This window comes from Arthrobacter alkaliphilus (assembly GCF_021483235.1).
Taxonomy (GTDB): domain Bacteria; phylum Actinomycetota; class Actinomycetes; order Actinomycetales; family Micrococcaceae; genus Arthrobacter; species Arthrobacter alkaliphilus.
In genome coordinates this window covers 79,498-96,394 of record NZ_JAKEEC010000007.1, presented here as the reverse complement: position 1 = coordinate 96,394, position 16,897 = coordinate 79,498, and the positions used below count along the sequence as shown (strand labels likewise).

Genomic DNA, 16,897 nt, shown 5'->3' with positions numbered 1-16,897 from the left:
AAAGTGTCCAGTCGGGAAATACCGCGGCTCCGAAGTGCCCTCCGAATTATGCTTCTTAGGAGCTACGAGTTCGCTGGCTCGCCGGACAGTCCGAAGGAACGGCATGCGGTTAAGACAAGGGGCGTGGAGCACGCGCCGCCCCGATGTGGTGTCGAAATACGGAACCCTCCTCGGGTTGAGCATCACCACGGCCTCAAGCCTGTTCCTCGCCGCGGCCGAGCGGCTTGAGTTCTGGGAATTCGTTGGCGCGTACCTGGTCCTGGCGGCCGTGCTGGTTTGCTTCGCACTCATGCTCCGCTCTGATGCGTGGCCCCGGCGCCTTGTCGTTCTGCTCGGGCTGATCCTCCTTGCGGAACTATTGGGCTCGGAACAGCGCGACGAGTTCGACCCCGTTTTCCTCTCGTACACCCTGGTCCTCTCGGCCAGTTCGGTCCTCGTCCTCTCGATGCGCAATACCTGGCGCTCGATCCTCTTCACCTTTGTGGCATTCCTTCTCGTTCTGGGGTACGCGGTGATCTCAGCCTCGGTGGTAGGCGTCCGTCCCGTGAGCGCTGCCATACTCGCGGCGAGCTGGACCATCACGTTGGCGATGCGGCTTGGCGGGCCACGGGCATTGGCCCTGTACTGGGGAGATTTTGCCGTCCGCCAAGAGTCGGTCGCAGCCCACGTCGTGGCACAGAACCGGCGCAGCGCCGTGGCTTGGAAGACGAGGCATTTGCATGACACCGCCTTGCGCACCCTCACCGTCATCGGCCGCCAGGGCGCCGGTCTCACGTCGAAGGAACTGCGGGAAATGCTCGACGGCGGCGCCTCCTCGCGAACGGCGGCCTCCACGGGAGCGGCCGCTGGGCCGGGACTCCCGCTGCTTGGATGGACCGGCGTCGACATTGACGCTCCGCCCGCTGACGCACCGGAACCCGGCGAACTCACAGTCCTGCTGCGGCGCATCGCCGAGAACCGCGCAAGGGACGGCTTCCGCGTGGAGATCCACGGGACGACCGGACCGCTCCCCGGGCCCGTCCAGGCCGCCTTGTTGGCGGCCGTGGATGAATGCATCCTGAACGCCGACAGGCACGCCGCCTCGGGACATGTGGATGTCCTGCTGTCCCGGACTTCGGATCACGTGTCAGTGGTCGTGAGCGATTCCGGTTGTGGATTTGACCCCTTGGAACTCCCCACTGACAGGCTGGGTGTCAAGGAATCGGTTTTGGCACGGATGCGCGATGCCGGTGGACGTGCCGGGGTCTTTTCCGCCCCCGGGCGCGGTACCACGATCCTGCTCGAGGCAGCGGCCGCATGACAATGCCGGCCATGTCGCGGTCCAGCGTGGAGGGCCCCCTCTTCGTATCCCGTGGAATTCTGGCGACAGCGTGCTTCGTGCTGTGGATCCTGGATTTCTATCTCGCTGGTGAGGCCGTCTACAAGGCGGGCGCTCCCCCTTGGCGCCTGATGGCCGCCGGCCTGGACATGGCGGGGCTCATCGTCGCCGTCCACGCCTCCGGTGCCGCCACCCCGCGGGCGCGGCTGGCCGGTTTGCGTGTGACGTGGTTGGCCCTGTCCATTGCTTCAGGATCCTGTGCGGCGTTGGATACCACGCAGGAGACGGGGCTCGCCCTCGTCGGCACACATGCGCTGCTCTCCGGGGTCGCCGTCCTCCTGGTGTCCCACCTTTGGAACCTTCGCGGGTTCGCCGCCCTCACGGTGGCGGCCGCGTCGGTCACGACGGCCCTTTACGCCTTCACTCCGGAAGCCGACCCGCGCTCGACGTCGAATATCCTGTTCCTTTCGCTCCTTCCCGGTGTGGCCGGAACGGTGAGTGTGCTGCTGCGCTGGGACGCCATCCAGCGCAAGGCTGCGAGCGGCCTGAGCGAGCGGCTCGACGCCCTGACCCGGGCCCTCAACGCCAAAACGTCGGCACAGGAGCTCGAATTGACGATCGCCAAGTCCCGGATCGATGAATTGTTCGTGAAGGTGGCGCGGGCACCATCCGTGCCCGTCGACCGGGCAACGGCCACCGAAGCGCGGGAGCTCGCGGGCCATGTGCGCCGGCTGTTGCTGGAGGAATGGTCCGATAATTGGCTTGCTGAGGCGTTGGAACTTGAGGGCCTGGCCGGCAGCGTCATTATTGCCCGGCCTACTTTGGTGGTGGAAGAGCTTCCGGAGACCTCACGCCCCGCCATCCTGGCGGCCACCATGCTGATGGCCGTGGGTCCGCACCGGCGCCGCGCCGCCCCGCGGCCGGGAACGGCGCATCGCATCCACTTTTTTGCCGAAGAGTCCGGCCAGGACGGCGCACTGCTCACGTGGCGCATTGGCGGAGTACACAAGAACCATCTCCCGCCCCTAGTGTGGACCGAACTGGATTCTCTGGGCCGCGTCAAAGCGCACAATGACGGCGAAGGCTGCAGCATCGTGGTGGAGACAGCGGGGCGGCGGCCGTGACCCGGGTTCTGCTCATCGACCGCCACCAGCTCTTGATCGACTCCTTGTCACAATGGCTTCTCATCCATGCTCCGGAAATCCGCGTCCTGGCCGGCGCCTCGAGTTGGCAGCCGGAAGGCCGCTGGCCCCAAGGCGACGGAGCCGCCCAAGCCGATGTCGCCGTCGTCGGGGAACCGCACGGACGGGATGACCCGAATCCTGCCGTGTTCGTGTCTTCGCTCAGGGCGCGCGGAATGCAAGTAGTCCTGTTGGCTGACCAGCAGCCCGTGGTCGCCATCAACTCAGCCCTCGACGCCGGCGCGCTGGCCGTTGTGCCCAAGTCCGCCGATCCCAGCCACACCGCGGCCGCGATCCGCGCCGCGGCCTCGGGCCGGCGATACCTTCATCCGGATATCGAAGACTTGCTTGAAGCAACGGCCAGCACGAGGGTCGAGTTGTCAATCAGGGAACGGCGGCTTGTGGAGCTTTATCTTGGCCCCACACCTCGAAGCATCGGGGAGGTGGCGGATCTGTTGGCAATCAGCGAGCAGACCGTCAAATCCCACCTGTACCGGGTGCGCCAACGCTATGCGGCCGCGGGCTTCAACGTGGGCAACATCATCAGCCTCCAGGAACAGCTGCGAAAAGACGGCTGGCTGAGCTAGCCGGCGTGCAGCTTCGATTGCGGCTTCGATTTCGACGCAAGAATGCTCAGCAAAGCCACCAGGAGGGGAATGCACAATGCCGACATGTACCCGGCCACGATCATCCGGGTGTTGAGCCGGGGCGGCCCTTCGAACAGCAGGACAACCCAGAACTGCGACCAGCAGCCGAGGACCATCACCACGGCAAGGCGCCCAAGCCCTGACTTCCGTCGAGCGGCGACGGCGAAGCCCAAAAGCAGCGTCAACAAATGCACGCCCACCAACGCAACCGGCGCCGCTTTCATCGCCGTGTACAGGCCCAGGACAACGGGCACCCGGCGTTCCTTGACACCGGGTCCTTCGCCCGAATCCGACAGGTACGATCCCCCGTTGCGGAGTTCGGGCGTGAGGAGGGCAGCGATCCCCCGCTCCCCCATGCCGATCAGCCGTTCCGGGTGTGTGGCAAAGAAGGCAGCGATCTTGCCCCGATTGATCTGTTCCCCGAATTGGGCGTAATGCGGGTTGTAGACCGCTGAATTGACGGAGTCCATGGTGCTGCCCGTGGCCGTGACGAAACTGCTGTCCAGGCCGAGCCACGTCAAATCCGCTGCCGGGTCCGGGCTGCCGGGCAGGATCGACGCGAAGACTGCGCTGTAGAGCTTCTCTTCCGTGGCACGCTTGGGCTCAACTGAGAGGGACGCGACGGCAACCGCCGCAACAGCTATCACGGCCGCCGAGGGCACAACGAACGCCCGCCACCGGCCACGCACGGAGCCCGCCCGGCGTCGGGCACCGGCCACGCCCCGGCGTCGACCGCTCGCGGCAGGCAACCACAGCAGCCCCAAGGCAAGTACTGGCAACCACGACACCATCTGGGGCATGGCCGAGACAGTGAACGCAGCCGCGAGGAACACCATCAGCACCGAAGCCCAGCGCGGTCCTCCGCCGTTCCAGTAGTGGAGCAGCGCGACCGCCACGGCAAGTGTGCCCAGGAACGCCGCGGGCTCGCGGTAGGAGGAGACGAAGAAATCAGCGAACACACCGTCCGCGGTGACCAGCGTGACGAGCGCGGCGATCAGCACCCGGAACGGCGCCCGCCCGGGCAACACGGCCACAAGTCCGGCGACGAGGGCACCAAGGGCAACACAGCAGACAATCCCCACCGCGCGCGTGTCCAGTCCGGGTCCCCAAGCAAACACCGGCGTGAGCCATTTGCCGAGCCACAAGAGCAGCAATTGCGAGGAAGGGACCGGCTCTCCGGATCCGGTGAAACCGGAAAGCAGCTGGTGACCGCTCCCGTGGTCGGCCATGCCAACGGTCCGGGGCACGAACAGGCGGAAGATCATGACCATCGTGGCAAGGGTGCCGGACAACCCGGCGACGCCGCGCAAGCGGAGCGCCGCCGCGGCCGGCCCCACATCGCGAGGTCCGACCCAGCCCGGCCCGAACGTCCTGGCCAGGTAGGCGGCCGCGGAGCGCAGCACGCCGGCGGTCACGTTCTTCCTGCGGACTAGCAGCAACCCCGCAACAGCCCCGTCTCCAGCCCGCTTCGCCGCGCTATCCGGCACGCCGTCTCCGGCTGGTCCGACCGGCGCTGACCAGGACAATGACGGCTGCAGCAAAGCCGATGATGACCACAAAGGAACCGACGAAATGGTGCATGATGCTGAAACCCTGCTCGCCCCACGCCTGCTGGGCGCCCGCAATCATGAGGAACCTCAAGCCGTTGCTCACGACGACAAGCAGCAACGCAAAAGCGGCGGCCCGGGCCAATCGTGGCACCGCGATGCGGCCCATGAGGAACAGGACGCCGGACAAGGCCAGGACCGGGGCGATCAGTACCGCGCTGGAGCACAATCCAGTCACGACCAAGCCAAAAGGCTGCCCGCCCCCGATGTTGTGGAAGATGATGTCGCGAACACTGTAGGACGATCCTCCAAGCACCCGGTCGAACACCCAGGCCATTGCCCAGGCCTCGGAACTGCGGATGCTCTGTTGCTGCAGCACGGCCAGTACGGCCGCCGCCAAACATGCCAGCCCGGGGAGGGTCCCGCCCTGATTGGTTTGGACTGTTGCGGCGCGGGGGCTGACAGTTGTGGACACTAGGCTTCCTTCGCTAGCAGCTGGGCGTCGTTTTCGTTGTTGCGCCGGGTCTTCGCCCAGCCCTGCCGACCTGTAATCAAGCGGTAGCTTGCCCTCAACACCGATACATAGTTTTGGTACATGTAGAGCCAGTAGCCAATGCCCCACAGGACTCCCGCGAGCCGGCTCCTGTCCGGGGCTGCCTGCTTACGGTAGACGGGACCCCACAAGGCGAATGGCGCAATGCCCGTGATGATGATGAGCGGGATGATGAACCAGGACGCTGCCAGCCACGCCTGGAAACCGCCCATTGAGAGCGAGCCTTGGGCCACCATCGCGATGAACAGGGTGGGCCATAAGGCCAGGCCGATCATCTGGATAAACGGTTGGAGGAGGAAATAGCTGCATTCGATGGCCCCGATGTTGCTGAAGTACGGAGACTCGAAAATTCTCCCCAGATACCTGCTGCACTGCATTCCGCCGTGGCACCAGCGGGTCCTTTGGGTCAGGAGCCGGCGAAGCCCCGGAAGTGCCTCTTGCGAAACGTGGGCGTCATGCATGTAGACGGTCTTGTAGCCGCTGAGCATCACGTGGATCGCCAGCTCGTAGTCCTCCAGCAGGGCTCCATGCCACGGCTCCCCGGAGGTCCTGGCGATCGCGTCGAGGGTGGAAAGCCGGGTGAACTGCCCGTTGCCGCCCAAACCAACGGTCAGGGTGTGGCGCCGGAGCGACTGCATGGCGGCGATGGTGGTGCGGAATTCCATGTCTTGCATCAGGATGAGGTAACGGGCGAAGGCCTGCTTCACGCGTCCGAATCCCCTGGCCGTCCTGAGTGCCGGGTCATCCAGGTTGGACATCCACACAGCGGCCTGGGCTGCTCCCACCTCAGGGTCCCCGAAGGCTCGCGGTCCGGCCGCCTGCCGGAACGCATTCTCGGACATGAGCCCGTCGGCGTCGAGCACCATGACGATCACCGTTTCCCGGCCGGCTTCAGGAGGCAGCCAGGCGTCAAGTGCCCGGTACGCCGCGTTCAGCGCGTCGCCCTTGCCCGAGCGTGCGTCCGGGAGGCTGCGGCGCACAAGGTGGACCAGTGGATCGGCCGCGGACGCGCTCTGCACGATGTGGGCCGTGCCGTCTTCGCTGGCATCGTCCACAACCCAGACGTGCGCCTCGGGGAATTGCCTCCGCAATGTTGCGAGGGTATTCCCGATCACTGTTTCCTCGTCGCGGCAGGGGATGAACACGTGCCACGTGAAGCCCCCGGGTATTCCCTCCGGATCGGCCGTCCTGCGGAGGAACGGAACCATGATCACGGCGATGTAGGCCAGGAACAGCACCAACAACACGAATGCCAGAGCCTGGGCGGACTCGAGTACGGACATTTCTCCCCGATAGTGCTTTAAGGCCGTTGATGGCGGTGCAAGAAAAAGGTGGAGCGGGACGGCCCCTGAGACAGAGCCGTCCCGCCGATGTTGCAGCTAGGAATCCTTGCGACCGGCTGCCCGCTTCGCGGCCTTGAGCCTGCTGTTGCGCAGGACCACGAGGCCTGCGAGCAACAGCGCAATGCCCAGGAGGATGATCCAGCCCATGGCCGGTGCTCCGGTGGCGGCGAGGGTACCGCCGCCCGCCGCCACCGCGCCCCCGGTGGTCGAACTATTTCCATACATGCTGCACGTTCCTTCCGTCGTCCTTGCCTGGTGAGGGCAGCTGCAGTCAGGCGGCCTGAACCGCTGTCCGGCGGCGTGCACGGACCAGCAACCAGCAAACAAGCGTCAGCAATCCCGCTGCGCCGCTGACAGCCAAGGATTCGTTGTTGGCCACCGGGATTGCCGCGGCAAGCAGGTTCGGACCCACGGTGGCGTTCGCGAGGTCGACGGTGGCAATGCTGCCGCCGGCCACACCCACCTGGAGCGCGCGCTCGGTGAAGACGCCGCCGTTGGATTGCTGCACGTTGACTTTGGCCGAGACCAGGGCGGTCAAGGCGTTGGTCAACGGGGTCACGATGGTCGAGGACAGTCCGGACACAACGCCGTTCAAGGTGGCGGTCAGCGTTGCCAGGGCAGGGCCGGCAGTGAGCTGGGCAATCGGTCCGAGGGCGTTGACAGCGGCGGTCGCGCTGGCGAGCGTCGAGTTGACCAGGCTCGTGATCTTGGCGGCAACAGCCTGCGGCAGGAAGGAGACGAGGTCCGTGCCCGGAGGCAGGGCGTTCAGGCTGGGCACACCGGCAACGGCAAGGATGTCTGCCTCGGTGATGGAGATCGTGCCGTTCGCAACAGGATTCACCACAGTGACGCCCAAGGGAGCAAGGACAAGATTGGCGGTGTTGATGGCGGTGCCAACAGTGCCGGAAACTCCGCCAATGACCGTTCCGCCGAGATCCGCCGATACCCCGGCAACCGAATAGGCGCCCACCGGGGCTGCCCCCTGGTCCTGCTTGGCGGCGGCGGCCAGCGTGGTGATCTTCAGGTCCAGGTTCACGAGGTCCGCTCCACCAAGGATGCTGGCCGTGCCGGCTTTGATTTCAGCCGCGGGGATGCCGGGACTGCCCGACGTCGGCAGGCCGCCGGGCAGGGTGACGAGGCCCGGTGCACCGGAAACCGTGCCGGAGAACGCCGCCGAGGATCCGTCATTGACGGCCTTGCCGTATTGGCTGACTGCGCCCAGCTGGATGATGCCGTTGTTGCCGAGCAAGGGAATGTTTCCCGCGCCGACGTTCACGATGCCGAAGGCGGCGGAAAGATCCAGCGGGGTGCTGTTTTCGATGACGGCGGGGCCGGACGGCGGAGTGCCGATCTGTTGGGCCGTTGCGGCGCCGTTGGAAGCGATGCCGGCAAAGTTCGGAATCGCAAGAACGCTGCCGTCGATGATCTGTCCGCTGCCCGAAGAAATTACGTCAGTTGGTCCGGCAGTTGCGGCGGGTGCCGCTACCAGGCCGAAACCCAACGCTGCGACGGCGCTGACGCCTACCGCCGCGGACCATTTCCTGTGTCTCGTATTCAAGTCTTGCCCCCTTGTGAAAGTTGCAATCACGCCGGGCGCGCTGCAACGGAAACCTCGGAGGACACGCGTCCCCCGAGGAGAAAGTAAACAAGCCCTGGAGCGAGTGCTTTCCGAAGGTACCCGAATGGGTTAAGCCACGAAGTCCGGGCGTCGCTGACCCATTCCCAACAGGGAGTCGATGGCCGCCACAGCACGTTCCGCCGCGCCGCCGTCGCCGTAGGGGTTCACTGCCTTTGCCATCGCCGAATACTGTGCGGAGTCCGTTATCAAAGCGTTGACGGCATCCACGATTGTTTGCTCATCGGTCCCAATAAGCCGTGCCGTGCCCGCCGCCACGGCCTCGGGGCGCTCGGTGTTGTCACGCATCACCAGGACGGGTTTCCCGAGGGCCGGCGCCTCTTCCTGGACGCCGCCCGAGTCCGTGAGGACCACGTGGCACAGGCTCAGGAGCTTGGTGAAATCCACGTAGCCGAGTGGTTCCGTGATGGTGATGTTCGGGACCCCTGCGACTTCCGGCAGGACCGCCTCCCGGACGGCTGGATTTCGGTGCAGGGGAAGGACGATTTCCATCCCGGGGCATTGCGCAGCGAGCCGCGCGAGAGCCTTGCCCACGCCCACCATGGCCTTGCCCTGGTTTTCGCGCCGGTGGATGGTCACCAGCAGGATTCTGCGGCGCGCCGTGATGGCCCGGAGTGCGGGTTCCGCAAACTCTATGTCCCTTTTCACAGTCCCCAACAGCGCATCGATGACCGTATTTCCTGTGACCACGATGTTCTGCGGCGGGACGCCCTCGGACAGCAGATTGTCCTTGCCTGTGGCGGTAGGCGCGAGGTGGAGCGTGGCGATTTGCCCGAGCAAGCGACGGTTCGCTTCCTCCGGGAAAGGTGAAGTCAGGTTGCCGCTGCGGAGTCCGGCCTCGAGGTGGACCACCGGAATTCCCTGGTAGAACGCGGCAAGGCCGGCGGCCATGGCGGTGGTGGTGTCTCCCTGGACCACTACCGCGTCCGGCATGACGTTGCGAAGCACTTCCGTGACACCTTGGATTGTTTTCTCCGTGATCCCGGCAAGCGTCTGACGCGGCTGAATGATGTTCAGGTCATGATCGGGACTGATGCCGAACAGTGCGTTTACTTGATCCAACATTTCCCGATGCTGCCCGGTTACCGCCACGGGCGCCTCGTACCGGTCTGTTGCTCGCAAAGCATGGACCAGCGGCGCCATTTTGATGGCCTCCGGACGGGTCCCGTAAACGAGCAGGACGGTGCGTTTATCCAATATTTCCCCCTGGGCTTGAGCTGCCGTCCGGAGACTAACAACTGCCCAGGGCCCCGCCCGGAGCACTCCCCATTAGGGTCAATCCCCTAGGGACATGCCCCCTCTATGGATGAACCAGTGGACATAACAGCACTATGTTCATCCCTCAAGCCGAGGGAGGCGCATGCTCACAGGAAGCGAGGCGCTATGTCCATCCCTCAAGCCAAGGAAGGCGCATGCTCAGGCGAATTGGCGCATGCTCAGGCGAATTGCGGCACCGAGGTAAGCGCCGCGCGCAACTCCCGGACCGCCGTCGGGCCTCCCGCGAGGAACCAGTCCAGGCCATTGACGCGCACGACGTCGGTGTCCCCGCCGGCCGCACGGACGATCGCCTTGCCGGGGAGCCAGTCCCACTCGGGGCAGCTGTGTTGGAACCAGCAGCCCAGTTCGCCGTCGGCCACGCGGCCGAGATCGCAGGATCCCGAACCGAACATGCGCAATGCAGCCGCGGACACCGCCGCAGCATGCCAAGGCATGGCGGCGCGGGGATCGGCGAGCCAGGTGGGGTGGATGTAGGTCGCGGCGCCGAGTTCAGCCAAGGCAGCCGCCGAGGGTCCTGCGATCGGTTCGTCGTTGAGGGTCGCGCGACGGCCTTCGCCGCCGATCCAGAGCTTGTCGAGTTCCGGCTGATAGATGGCTCCGAGAATGACGTCGGCATCATCCGAGGGGACGCCGTCCGGGACCGGCTGCGACTGCTTCAACGCGATCGCCGAGCACCAATACGTAGAGCCGTGCAGGAAATTGTACGTACCGTCCACGGGATCGATCACCCAGGTGCGGCCGCTGCTTCCTGCCACCGCACTTCCCTCTTCACCCAGGATCCCGTCATCCGGGCGGCAGCGCCGCAGTTGCTCAAGGACGTAAGCCTCAGCCGCATGGTCCGCGGCGGTTACCACGTCCGAAACCGAGGTCTTCCGTTCTCCCTGCAACCCGCCCATCCGCATCAGCAGGGCAAGCTGCCCGGCTTCCCGGACCAGGGCCGCAGCGAGATCGTAGTCGTCGAGCGAAGGATCAAGTTCTGCGGCGGAGTGCCTGCCAGTGGTCATGGGTCCAGCTTATGTGGCGGGATAATGAATGACATGGCCAAGACCCCCGCCCAACGCATCAAGAAGCACGGCGCCAATGCTGCCGTCCCCCAGCACCACCTGCCGCCGGTGATCAATCCCACCACCCGACGGTCCCCGGAGAAGGCCCAGAACAACGGCCGCCTCATAGTCATTGCCGGGCTTGTGGCGAGCCTTTTCCTCTTTTGGTACGTGCACCTGCTCACCCTGAACCAGATGACCCAGTTGTCCGGCGGCATGGCCATGCCCGATTCCCTCATCGGCGGGTTCTCCACCGACTACATCCGCCAATTGCACGCCGGCATGACGGACGACGCCCGCGGACAGCTCAGCTACATCCACAAGACCGCCGGAACCCTGTTTCCGCTGATCTTCGGATTCACTTGGCTTCTCCTGATCGGCACCAATGTGGCCGGAAGGGCCCTGCGCTGGACGTTGTGGGCTGCTCCCCTGTTGTTCGCCGTGGTCCGGTTGTGGGGCAACGTTGCGGTTGACGCCGCGGTGGGAACAGCAGCGCCCGACGCCGGCCAAGTGGCTTTGGCTTCCACGCTCACCGTCGTCGGCTGGGTGCTGTTCCTGCTGAGCCTTGTGGCAAGCGGCGCGGCTATATTCCTCGGGCGGCGGCGCTCGAAGCGCGCCTAGCGTCAAGCTTCCGATTCGGTCCCCGGTTCAAGCATCTCCCTGGCTTGGAGGGCACGCTGGTGGGCGCCGGCTTTTTCGAAGCGACCCGCCGCTTCGGCCAGGCTTTCCTTTGCCGCCTGCTTGTTACCGGTGTCGGATTGGGCGCGTGCCATCAAGAGGAATATCTCGCCTGCCATCTGAGGGGGCAAGTGGTCGACATGGTCTGTGAGCTCGTCCAGCAACTTGATTGCCTCGCCGGTGTCCCCTGCGAGGTAGTTCCAATGCGCGCGGTTGAGGCGAAGCAGCAGAATTTCCTCTTCGTTGCCGCCAACCACGTCCGTGGCAAGCTCCGCCCGTTCAATGCACCGGAGGGTGGCGGCATCGGCCACTTCGGCGGCCAGCCTCATCGCCGCTGACGCCTTGTTGAATTTGGCCCAGATATCAAGGTTCCGAGTAGGGGAAAAGGTTTCCGCCGCCAGCTCATGGTAGTGGAGGCCCTCATTGACCTTGTCGCAAAGGAAGGCCACATTGCCGATCACCCAGTACGCCTTGCCGGCCAACTGGTCATCCATTCCATCGGAGATCCGCGCGGAGAGGGAAAGGCACTCCTTCCATGCCTCCTCTAGCTTTCCCGACTCGCCGTACGCCGCGATCAGGGCCTGCCGTGCGTGGACGTCGATTTCCATGTCCGCGTCATCATCGACCAAGCCGACGGCGGATGCCGCGGCCGCCGTCGCCGCCTCGAGGAGCCCTTCACCCCGCAGGGAATTCGCCATCAAGATGAGTGCCCGGGCTTTGTGTTGGGGCGAGGTTACAGCCAACGATGCCTCGGAAAGGGATCTCGCCAGCGCCGTGCTCTCAGCGAAATCACCGGCGTCGAGAAGGTTCTGTGCTTGAAGGAAGGTCATGTTCCACCACCCCGTGGAATCGCCGTCATCGCGGGCGATATCGGCGGCCGAGCGCGCTCCGTCGGCAGCCTTGGCGAAATCGTGGCTGGCCCGATGCTCCCTCGCCTGCAGTTCCGCGGCGGCGTAGGACGGCGCAACCTTCTTTTCTTGCATACTCCATTATGTCCCTCAGACACTTAGGCAAGCTGCGCCCCGGCAAGTAGCACGGCTTTGTGGGATGCGCACGAAGGAGTGATGACACCGCGTGTCGTTACTCCTTATACTGAGCGTGCTTCACTTCGTTCACTCCAGTCGCATCAGCCACAAATATCAGGAGCTTTCGCATGAAAAGAACTTTCGCCGCCCTCCTCGCGGCAGCAGCAATCCTGCTCGCAGGGATCACCGGCTCCGCCGCTGTTTCTGCCAGCAGCCAGAGCCCGGCACAAGACTCGTCCGTAGCCACTGGCTGGTGGCCGAACTTCAGCACGACTTCGACGTCAGCCACTGGCTGGTGGCCGAACTTCAGCACGACCTCGACGTCAGCCACCGGCTGGTGGCCGAACGCCACCACCCAGGCTTCGCCTCAGGCAACCGGCTGGTGGCCGAACTCCACCCCGGCCAACTAGCTACAACCAGCTAAAACTGAAAGGCACCGGACCGAAGGTCCGGTGCCTTTCCGCTGCCTGGATTCTTTCACAGGATTCCGTCACGGGGAGGAGACCCGGTCAGCTGCCTCGCAGCATCTCCGCGAACTTCTCCGCCGCCATGGGTCGGCCAAAGTAATACCCTTGGCCGCTGGCGCAGCCCAGGCGGGCGAGTTCGGCCGCCTGTTCGGCCGTTTCGATACCCTCTGCAACAGCCTGCATTCCGCACGCATGAATGAGCTGGAGAACGGCCGACACAAAATTCCGTTCCTTGTCGTCCGTGCCCAGGCCTTGGATGAGGGAGCGATCAATCTTAACCACGTTGACTGGAAGGGTGCGCAGGTAGCTGATGGACGAATAGCCGGTGCCGAAATCGTCTATTTCCAAGCGGACACCCAACCGGCGGAGGCCCGTCAGGGAGTATTTATCGAGGTCGCCGCCGTTCACCGCCACTGATTCCGTCAGTTCAATGATCAGCCTGGATGCCTCCACCCCGGTTTCAGCGAGGACTTCCCGGACATGTTCGATCAATTCCAGGCTTTGCAGTTCTGTCGTGGAGATATTGACGCGCATGCTGAAGTCTTCGTCCACGCCCGGGCCGTCCTGCCACTCGCGCAACTGCCGTATCGCCTGGCGGAGGACCCAATAGCCCAGATCGATGATGATGCCGGTCTCCTCGGCCAGCGGGATGAAAGCATCAGGCATCAGCAATCCCCTGTCCGGATGGTTCCATCGCACCAGCGCTTCAGCGCCTTCAATCCGCCCGGAGGCCAACTCGACAACAGGCTGGAAATGGAGGATCAGCTGATCCGTCCGAATGGCTTCACGCAGTTCCGAGATCATGAGTCCCTGGAGCCGGCGCGCGTACAACAATGCCGGTTCGAAAACCCGGACGCTGCTCCCCTGCTCCGCCTTTGCCGCATACATGGCTGTGTCGGCCTCCATGACGAGGTCGTCCACAGACTGGCCCGGCTCGGCGACCCGGAGCCCGATGCTTGTTCCACAGATGATCCGGACTTCGCCGATGTCGATGCTCTCGCCGACAGCCCGGAGGATCCGCTTGGCGACGCCCCGCGCGTGCGCCGCATTGGATTTGGGCAGCATCACCGCGAATTCGTCCCCGCCGAGCCTGGCCACCATGTCGGTTTCACGGACGGCCGCGAGCAGGCGCCTGGCCGTAACCTTCAAAACCGTATCCCCTGCGCCGTGCCCCAAGGTGTCGTTGATCCCCTTGAAGGAGTTCAAGTCCAAGACGAGCAACGCAGGCGGCAGCTCGCCCCGCTCCGATTCGACGAGTTCATGGTTCAGCGCCCGTTCGAGTGCCGTGCGGTTCGCCAACTGCGTCAGCGGATCGGTGAGCGCCATCCTCTCGAGTTCGATCTGTGCCTCGCGCAGCATGGCGGTCCGGCTTTCGACCCGCTCCTCGAGCTCCTGGTAGATGGCTTGAAGGTCGTCCGCCATAAGGTTGATCCCGGTGATGACAGCTGCCACTTCGTCGCGGGGGCCGGAGACGGGGATCCTTGTGCTGAGGTCGCCGTCCGCGATCCTGACTACCCCTTCGACCAGGGCAAGGAGTCGCGGGTCCTGGGGCTCATGACTCACGGTGGTGCTCTCTCAACCAGTCACGGGCTTCCGCCTCTGACGTGAAGAACCGTCCCGGAATGGAGTCCGGCTTGGCGCGGAGGAGAAAGTGCGCGATCACCCGGTCCACCGGGCTCTCCCCCAACAGTGCGCACGCTGAAATTTCGGCGGCATTCGTGTAGGTCACGCGCGCTTTGTCGGTGATTGACAGCACTCCGGTCACTTTGAGCAGGACCGGAAGCCGCCGTCCGTCCGCAATCATACGAACAACCGCCGCGGCTGCCTGGGCCTCCGGCGAGCGGACCGCGGTGTTCGGCGGAAGGGTGACCTCGACGATCCCGTCCTCCGCCAATTCAACGGTGATCTGGCCAGCACCGGTAGCCGCGTCTTCCAACGGGGCAGCCATCGATTCTTCCGGATGCATGGAATCCCGGGCGGGCAGTGTCTGGGCGCTCATCGCTGCGTGGCCTGACGCTGAACAAGCTGATGAGTCATGGGTCCTAGGTTCTGCCGTGTCGGTCCATTTGATCTGCGCCAAGACTGCGTGGAACCCTCAGCCCGGCGCCATTCCGGTGAGTGCACTCATGATAATGCAAACTTTGCACACACACCGACACGATGCTATCCGCGAAAAACTCAGCGCCTTGCAAGCCGCGCCGCCGTTCGCCGTACTTCCCGGACCCGTTGCGCCACCACTAGCCCCGCAGCGGCGAATCCGATCGTGACCGGGTAAGCCATCAGCCGCTCCAGGGTTCCCGGTTCGGGGACATGCATGTGTGTCAGGCCGCCGACCACCAGGGCACCCAGCGTCAGCGTCCCACACGCCAGGATGAACCAGCTCATTACGGTGTGCGGCAGCCAGAGTATCCCGAGGAGCACCAGCGCGAACGCTCCACCGACAAAGAACATGAGGGCACCGGCAAGATGGAAGGGAGAGCCAAGGTCTTCCGGCACGAATCCAACAACCACAGTCCCGAGCCCGGAGATACCAGCCAGGAACCGGACCGCGACGGCGGCGGGCCATGCCTTGCGGTAGGCGGCACCCGGCACGGTGCGCACGCCGGGACGGGCCGCGATGCACAAGAGCGCCGAGCTCAGCAGGAGCGCCCCGAAGAGCATCCCCAGGCCCTGCACTACGAAGGAGGCATTCATGAGCAGATGCAGGGGCGAACAGACGTCGCGGTGATCGTAGGTTCCGCATTTGAGCGCGCCAAGATCACTGATGAACCCGGTCCGGCGGTCATAGGGCGCGGGGCCCCGCCAGGCTTCAATCACCGCCGCTTCGGCCACGAAATACTGCACCACGCTCAACTGGGCCCAGCCGCCGATGTTCGAGCGGATGGTACCCAGGTCCCGGAGATGGTCGCCGTGGGCGGCGGCCACGGTCATATGCTCACTCATGCGGGCCAGCCTAGCGCCAGCGTGCATCTGCCGTGCCGCCGGCGCCGCCGGGCAGTCCCATGTTGCCGGAGCCGGTGTTCGAGGGCCGCTCCGGCAGCTTGTATGCTTATATGCGTGCCCGGCGGGCGGCTTCCCGGAGCTTCCAGCATGCGCACAGGCCCTCGTAGCTCAGTGGATAGAGCACGGCTCTCCTAAAGCCGGTGTCGTTGGTTCGATTCCAATCGAGGGCACTTGAAAGACCAGTTGCGCGAACCCCCTCCGACGCACGACCTGCGGGCCTACCTGCTGGGCAGCTGGACTGTGGAACGGTCCCTGTGGGACCGGGCGGGGGACGCCCGCGGTACCTTTACCGGCGTCGTGCGCTATTCGGAAACCCCCGACGGCGGTCTCCTCCTCCGCGAAGACGGAACCATGACGTGGCCCACCCACACCGGCCCGGCTTTCCGCGAATACCTCCTCCGACCCTCCGGCTCTCCCGCCGCCATGGATGTCCGCTTCCCCGATGGAAAGCCGTTCCACCGCATGAGCTTCCGCGAGCACGCCAACGAGGACACCCACTGGTGCGATCCCGATGACTACAAAGTCACATACCTCTGGGGCGGCCCCGATGCCTTCAGCTACACCTGGGACGTCCACGGACCGGCCAAGGACTTGCTGCTCGAATCCCGGCTAAGGAGAGAGCAATGACCCGCGACAACCGGCCCAAGGACCTGATAATCGTCAGCGCGGTGTGCGTGTACGACGACGCCGGAAGGCTGCTGACGGTGCGCAAGCGGGGCACGGACAAGTTCATGCATCCGGGAGGCAAGCCCGAGCCAGGTGAAACCGCGGCGGAGACGGCAGCCCGCGAGCTGGCCGAGGAGGTCGGTATCGAGCTTCCAGCCACGGAACTGTTGCCCTTGGGGACCTGGCTTGCCGCTGCGGCAAACGAGGCCGCCACGGACATCGAAGCCACGGTTTTCACGGCGCCCGGCACGTGGACGGCGCATCCGTCCGCCGAGATAGCGGAGATCCGGTGGTTGGACATTGGCGGTGATCTCCCGGACGACTTGGCGCCGCTCCTGACCGACCATGTGCTGCCCCTCCTCGCCGCAACCGTGGGACCTCCGGCATCGGGAAGAATGCCCGCGTGAACTGGCCCTAAACTTCTTCGACCGCCATGAAAATCCGGTGTGAACTGGCTATAGTGGTCGAACAGTTTGTTTTAACTTGATACAGGCTGCATTGTCAGGTCCAGC

18 protein-coding genes and 1 tRNA gene are annotated in these 16,897 nt (G+C 64.7%); 8 read left to right on the top strand and 11 right to left on the bottom strand.

Annotation, left to right across the window (positions count from 1 at the left end):
• Positions 1-103: 103 nt before the first annotated feature.
• From L0B83_RS07465 to L0B83_RS07455, 3 genes are read left to right on the top strand one after another with little or no spacing between them, the layout of a single operon-like run.
• Positions 104-1,300: a sensor histidine kinase gene (locus L0B83_RS07465; RefSeq protein ID WP_234757776.1), complete on the top strand. Its 1,197-nt coding sequence runs from the start codon at positions 104-106 to the stop codon at positions 1,298-1,300.
• Positions 1,301-1,311: 11 nt separating this feature from the next.
• Complete coding sequence (locus tag L0B83_RS07460) at positions 1,312-2,442, top strand: hypothetical protein (RefSeq protein ID WP_234757775.1); 1,131 nt, start codon at positions 1,312-1,314, stop codon at positions 2,440-2,442.
• Positions 2,439-3,086, top strand: a complete 648-nt coding sequence (locus L0B83_RS07455; protein WP_234757774.1) for a helix-turn-helix domain-containing protein — start codon at positions 2,439-2,441, stop codon at positions 3,084-3,086. Before L0B83_RS07460 ends, L0B83_RS07455 begins: the two co-directional genes overlap by 4 nt.
• On the opposite strand, the gene wsfD is transcribed toward L0B83_RS07455, so the two are convergent.
• The 7 genes from wsfD to L0B83_RS07420 form a co-directional block, all read right to left on the bottom strand.
• Positions 3,083-4,561, bottom strand: a complete 1,479-nt coding sequence (gene wsfD, locus L0B83_RS07450) for a glycan biosynthesis hexose transferase WsfD (RefSeq protein ID WP_234757773.1) — start codon at positions 4,559-4,561, stop codon at positions 3,083-3,085. The genes L0B83_RS07455 and wsfD overlap by 4 nt on opposite strands.
• Before the next feature lie 61 nt (positions 4,562-4,622).
• Positions 4,623-5,168, bottom strand: a complete 546-nt coding sequence (xrtS, locus tag L0B83_RS07445; protein ID WP_234757772.1) for an exosortase S — start codon at positions 5,166-5,168, stop codon at positions 4,623-4,625.
• Positions 5,168-6,529 (bottom strand): XrtP-associated glycosyltransferase, encoded by a 1,362-nt coding sequence (locus L0B83_RS07440; protein WP_234757771.1) that lies wholly within the window; start codon positions 6,527-6,529, stop codon positions 5,168-5,170. The genes xrtS and L0B83_RS07440 overlap by 1 nt, the downstream gene beginning before the upstream one ends.
• A gap of 96 nt (positions 6,530-6,625) precedes the next feature.
• Positions 6,626-6,814, bottom strand: coding sequence for a hypothetical protein (locus L0B83_RS07435; RefSeq protein ID WP_234757770.1), 189 nt, complete (start codon positions 6,812-6,814; stop codon positions 6,626-6,628).
• Positions 6,815-6,860: 46 nt separating this feature from the next.
• Positions 6,861-8,147, bottom strand: a complete 1,287-nt coding sequence (locus L0B83_RS07430) for a PVV-CTERM domain-containing choice-of-anchor G protein (protein ID WP_234757769.1) — start codon at positions 8,145-8,147, stop codon at positions 6,861-6,863.
• A 129-nt stretch (positions 8,148-8,276) separates the two neighbouring features.
• Entirely contained in the window at positions 8,277-9,422 is a 1,146-nt protein-coding gene (gene wecB / locus L0B83_RS07425; RefSeq protein ID WP_268820697.1) for a non-hydrolyzing UDP-N-acetylglucosamine 2-epimerase, read from the bottom strand.
• A gap of 239 nt (positions 9,423-9,661) precedes the next feature.
• Entirely contained in the window at positions 9,662-10,507 is an 846-nt protein-coding gene (locus tag L0B83_RS07420; RefSeq protein ID WP_234757768.1) for an inositol monophosphatase family protein, read from the bottom strand.
• A 33-nt stretch (positions 10,508-10,540) separates the two neighbouring features.
• On the opposite strand from L0B83_RS07420, the gene L0B83_RS07415 reads away from it, so the two are divergent.
• Entirely contained in the window at positions 10,541-11,167 is a 627-nt protein-coding gene (locus L0B83_RS07415; protein ID WP_234757767.1) for a hypothetical protein, read from the top strand.
• Between the two features lie 2 nt (positions 11,168-11,169).
• Here the strand turns inward: L0B83_RS07415 and L0B83_RS07410 are convergent, their stop codons facing one another.
• The gene (locus L0B83_RS07410; protein WP_234757766.1) at positions 11,170-12,207 is read right to left on the bottom strand and encodes a hypothetical protein; all 1,038 of its coding nucleotides are present in this window, start codon (positions 12,205-12,207) and stop codon (positions 11,170-11,172) included.
• A gap of 295 nt (positions 12,208-12,502) precedes the next feature.
• Between L0B83_RS07410 and L0B83_RS07405 the strand changes: the two genes are divergently transcribed.
• On the top strand, positions 12,503-12,673 hold the full coding sequence (locus L0B83_RS07405; RefSeq protein WP_234757765.1) for a hypothetical protein: 171 nt from the start codon (positions 12,503-12,505) through the stop codon (positions 12,671-12,673).
• Between the two features lie 85 nt (positions 12,674-12,758).
• Here the strand turns inward: L0B83_RS07405 and L0B83_RS07400 are convergent, their stop codons facing one another.
• The 3 genes from L0B83_RS07400 to L0B83_RS07390 all read right to left on the bottom strand — a co-directional run bounded on the left by L0B83_RS07400 (position 12,759) and on the right by L0B83_RS07390 (position 15,659).
• Positions 12,759-14,279, bottom strand: a complete 1,521-nt coding sequence (locus L0B83_RS07400; RefSeq protein WP_234757764.1) for a putative bifunctional diguanylate cyclase/phosphodiesterase — start codon at positions 14,277-14,279, stop codon at positions 12,759-12,761.
• A complete protein-coding gene (locus L0B83_RS07395) occupies positions 14,269-14,715 on the bottom strand; it encodes a DUF7793 family protein (protein WP_234757763.1) in 447 nt (148 codons plus the stop codon). Before L0B83_RS07395 ends, L0B83_RS07400 begins: the two co-directional genes overlap by 11 nt.
• 179 nt (positions 14,716-14,894) lie before the next feature.
• Positions 14,895-15,659 (bottom strand): hypothetical protein, encoded by a 765-nt coding sequence (locus L0B83_RS07390; protein ID WP_234757762.1) that lies wholly within the window; start codon positions 15,657-15,659, stop codon positions 14,895-14,897.
• 157 nt (positions 15,660-15,816) lie between these two features.
• On the opposite strand from L0B83_RS07390, the gene L0B83_RS07385 reads away from it, so the two are divergent.
• From L0B83_RS07385 to L0B83_RS07375, 3 genes are all read left to right on the top strand, one after another.
• Positions 15,817-15,889: transfer RNA gene (locus L0B83_RS07385), tRNA-Arg, on the top strand.
• Positions 15,890-15,902: 13 nt separating this feature from the next.
• Positions 15,903-16,346, top strand: a complete 444-nt coding sequence (locus L0B83_RS07380; RefSeq protein WP_234757761.1) for a DUF6314 family protein — start codon at positions 15,903-15,905, stop codon at positions 16,344-16,346.
• Positions 16,343-16,792, top strand: coding sequence for an NUDIX hydrolase (locus L0B83_RS07375; RefSeq protein ID WP_234757760.1), 450 nt, complete (start codon positions 16,343-16,345; stop codon positions 16,790-16,792). The genes L0B83_RS07380 and L0B83_RS07375 overlap by 4 nt, the downstream gene beginning before the upstream one ends.
• The last annotated feature ends 105 nt before the right edge of the window (positions 16,793-16,897 follow it).

Excerpts from the sequence above, each read along its gene's own strand:
- L0B83_RS07465 (WP_234757776.1), top strand. The coding sequence starts at position 104 with ATGCGGTTAAGACAAGGGGCGTGGAGCACGCGCCGCCCCGATGTGGTG.
- L0B83_RS07460 (WP_234757775.1), top strand. The coding sequence starts at position 1,312 with ATGTCGCGGTCCAGCGTGGAGGGCCCCCTCTTCGTATCCCGTGGAATT.
- L0B83_RS07440 (WP_234757771.1), bottom strand. The coding sequence starts at position 6,529 with ATGTCCGTACTCGAGTCCGCCCAGGCTCTGGCATTCGTGTTGTTGGTG.
- L0B83_RS07435 (WP_234757770.1), bottom strand. The coding sequence starts at position 6,814 with ATGTATGGAAATAGTTCGACCACCGGGGGCGCGGTGGCGGCGGGCGGC.
- L0B83_RS07420 (WP_234757768.1), bottom strand. The coding sequence starts at position 10,507 with ATGACCACTGGCAGGCACTCCGCCGCAGAACTTGATCCTTCGCTCGAC.
- L0B83_RS07415 (WP_234757767.1), top strand. The coding sequence starts at position 10,541 with ATGGCCAAGACCCCCGCCCAACGCATCAAGAAGCACGGCGCCAATGCT.
- L0B83_RS07410 (WP_234757766.1), bottom strand. The coding sequence starts at position 12,207 with ATGCAAGAAAAGAAGGTTGCGCCGTCCTACGCCGCCGCGGAACTGCAG.
- L0B83_RS07395 (WP_234757763.1), bottom strand. The coding sequence starts at position 14,715 with ATGAGCGCCCAGACACTGCCCGCCCGGGATTCCATGCATCCGGAAGAA.
- L0B83_RS07390 (WP_234757762.1), bottom strand. The coding sequence starts at position 15,659 with ATGAGTGAGCATATGACCGTGGCCGCCGCCCACGGCGACCATCTCCGG.
- L0B83_RS07375 (WP_234757760.1), top strand. The coding sequence starts at position 16,343 with ATGACCCGCGACAACCGGCCCAAGGACCTGATAATCGTCAGCGCGGTG.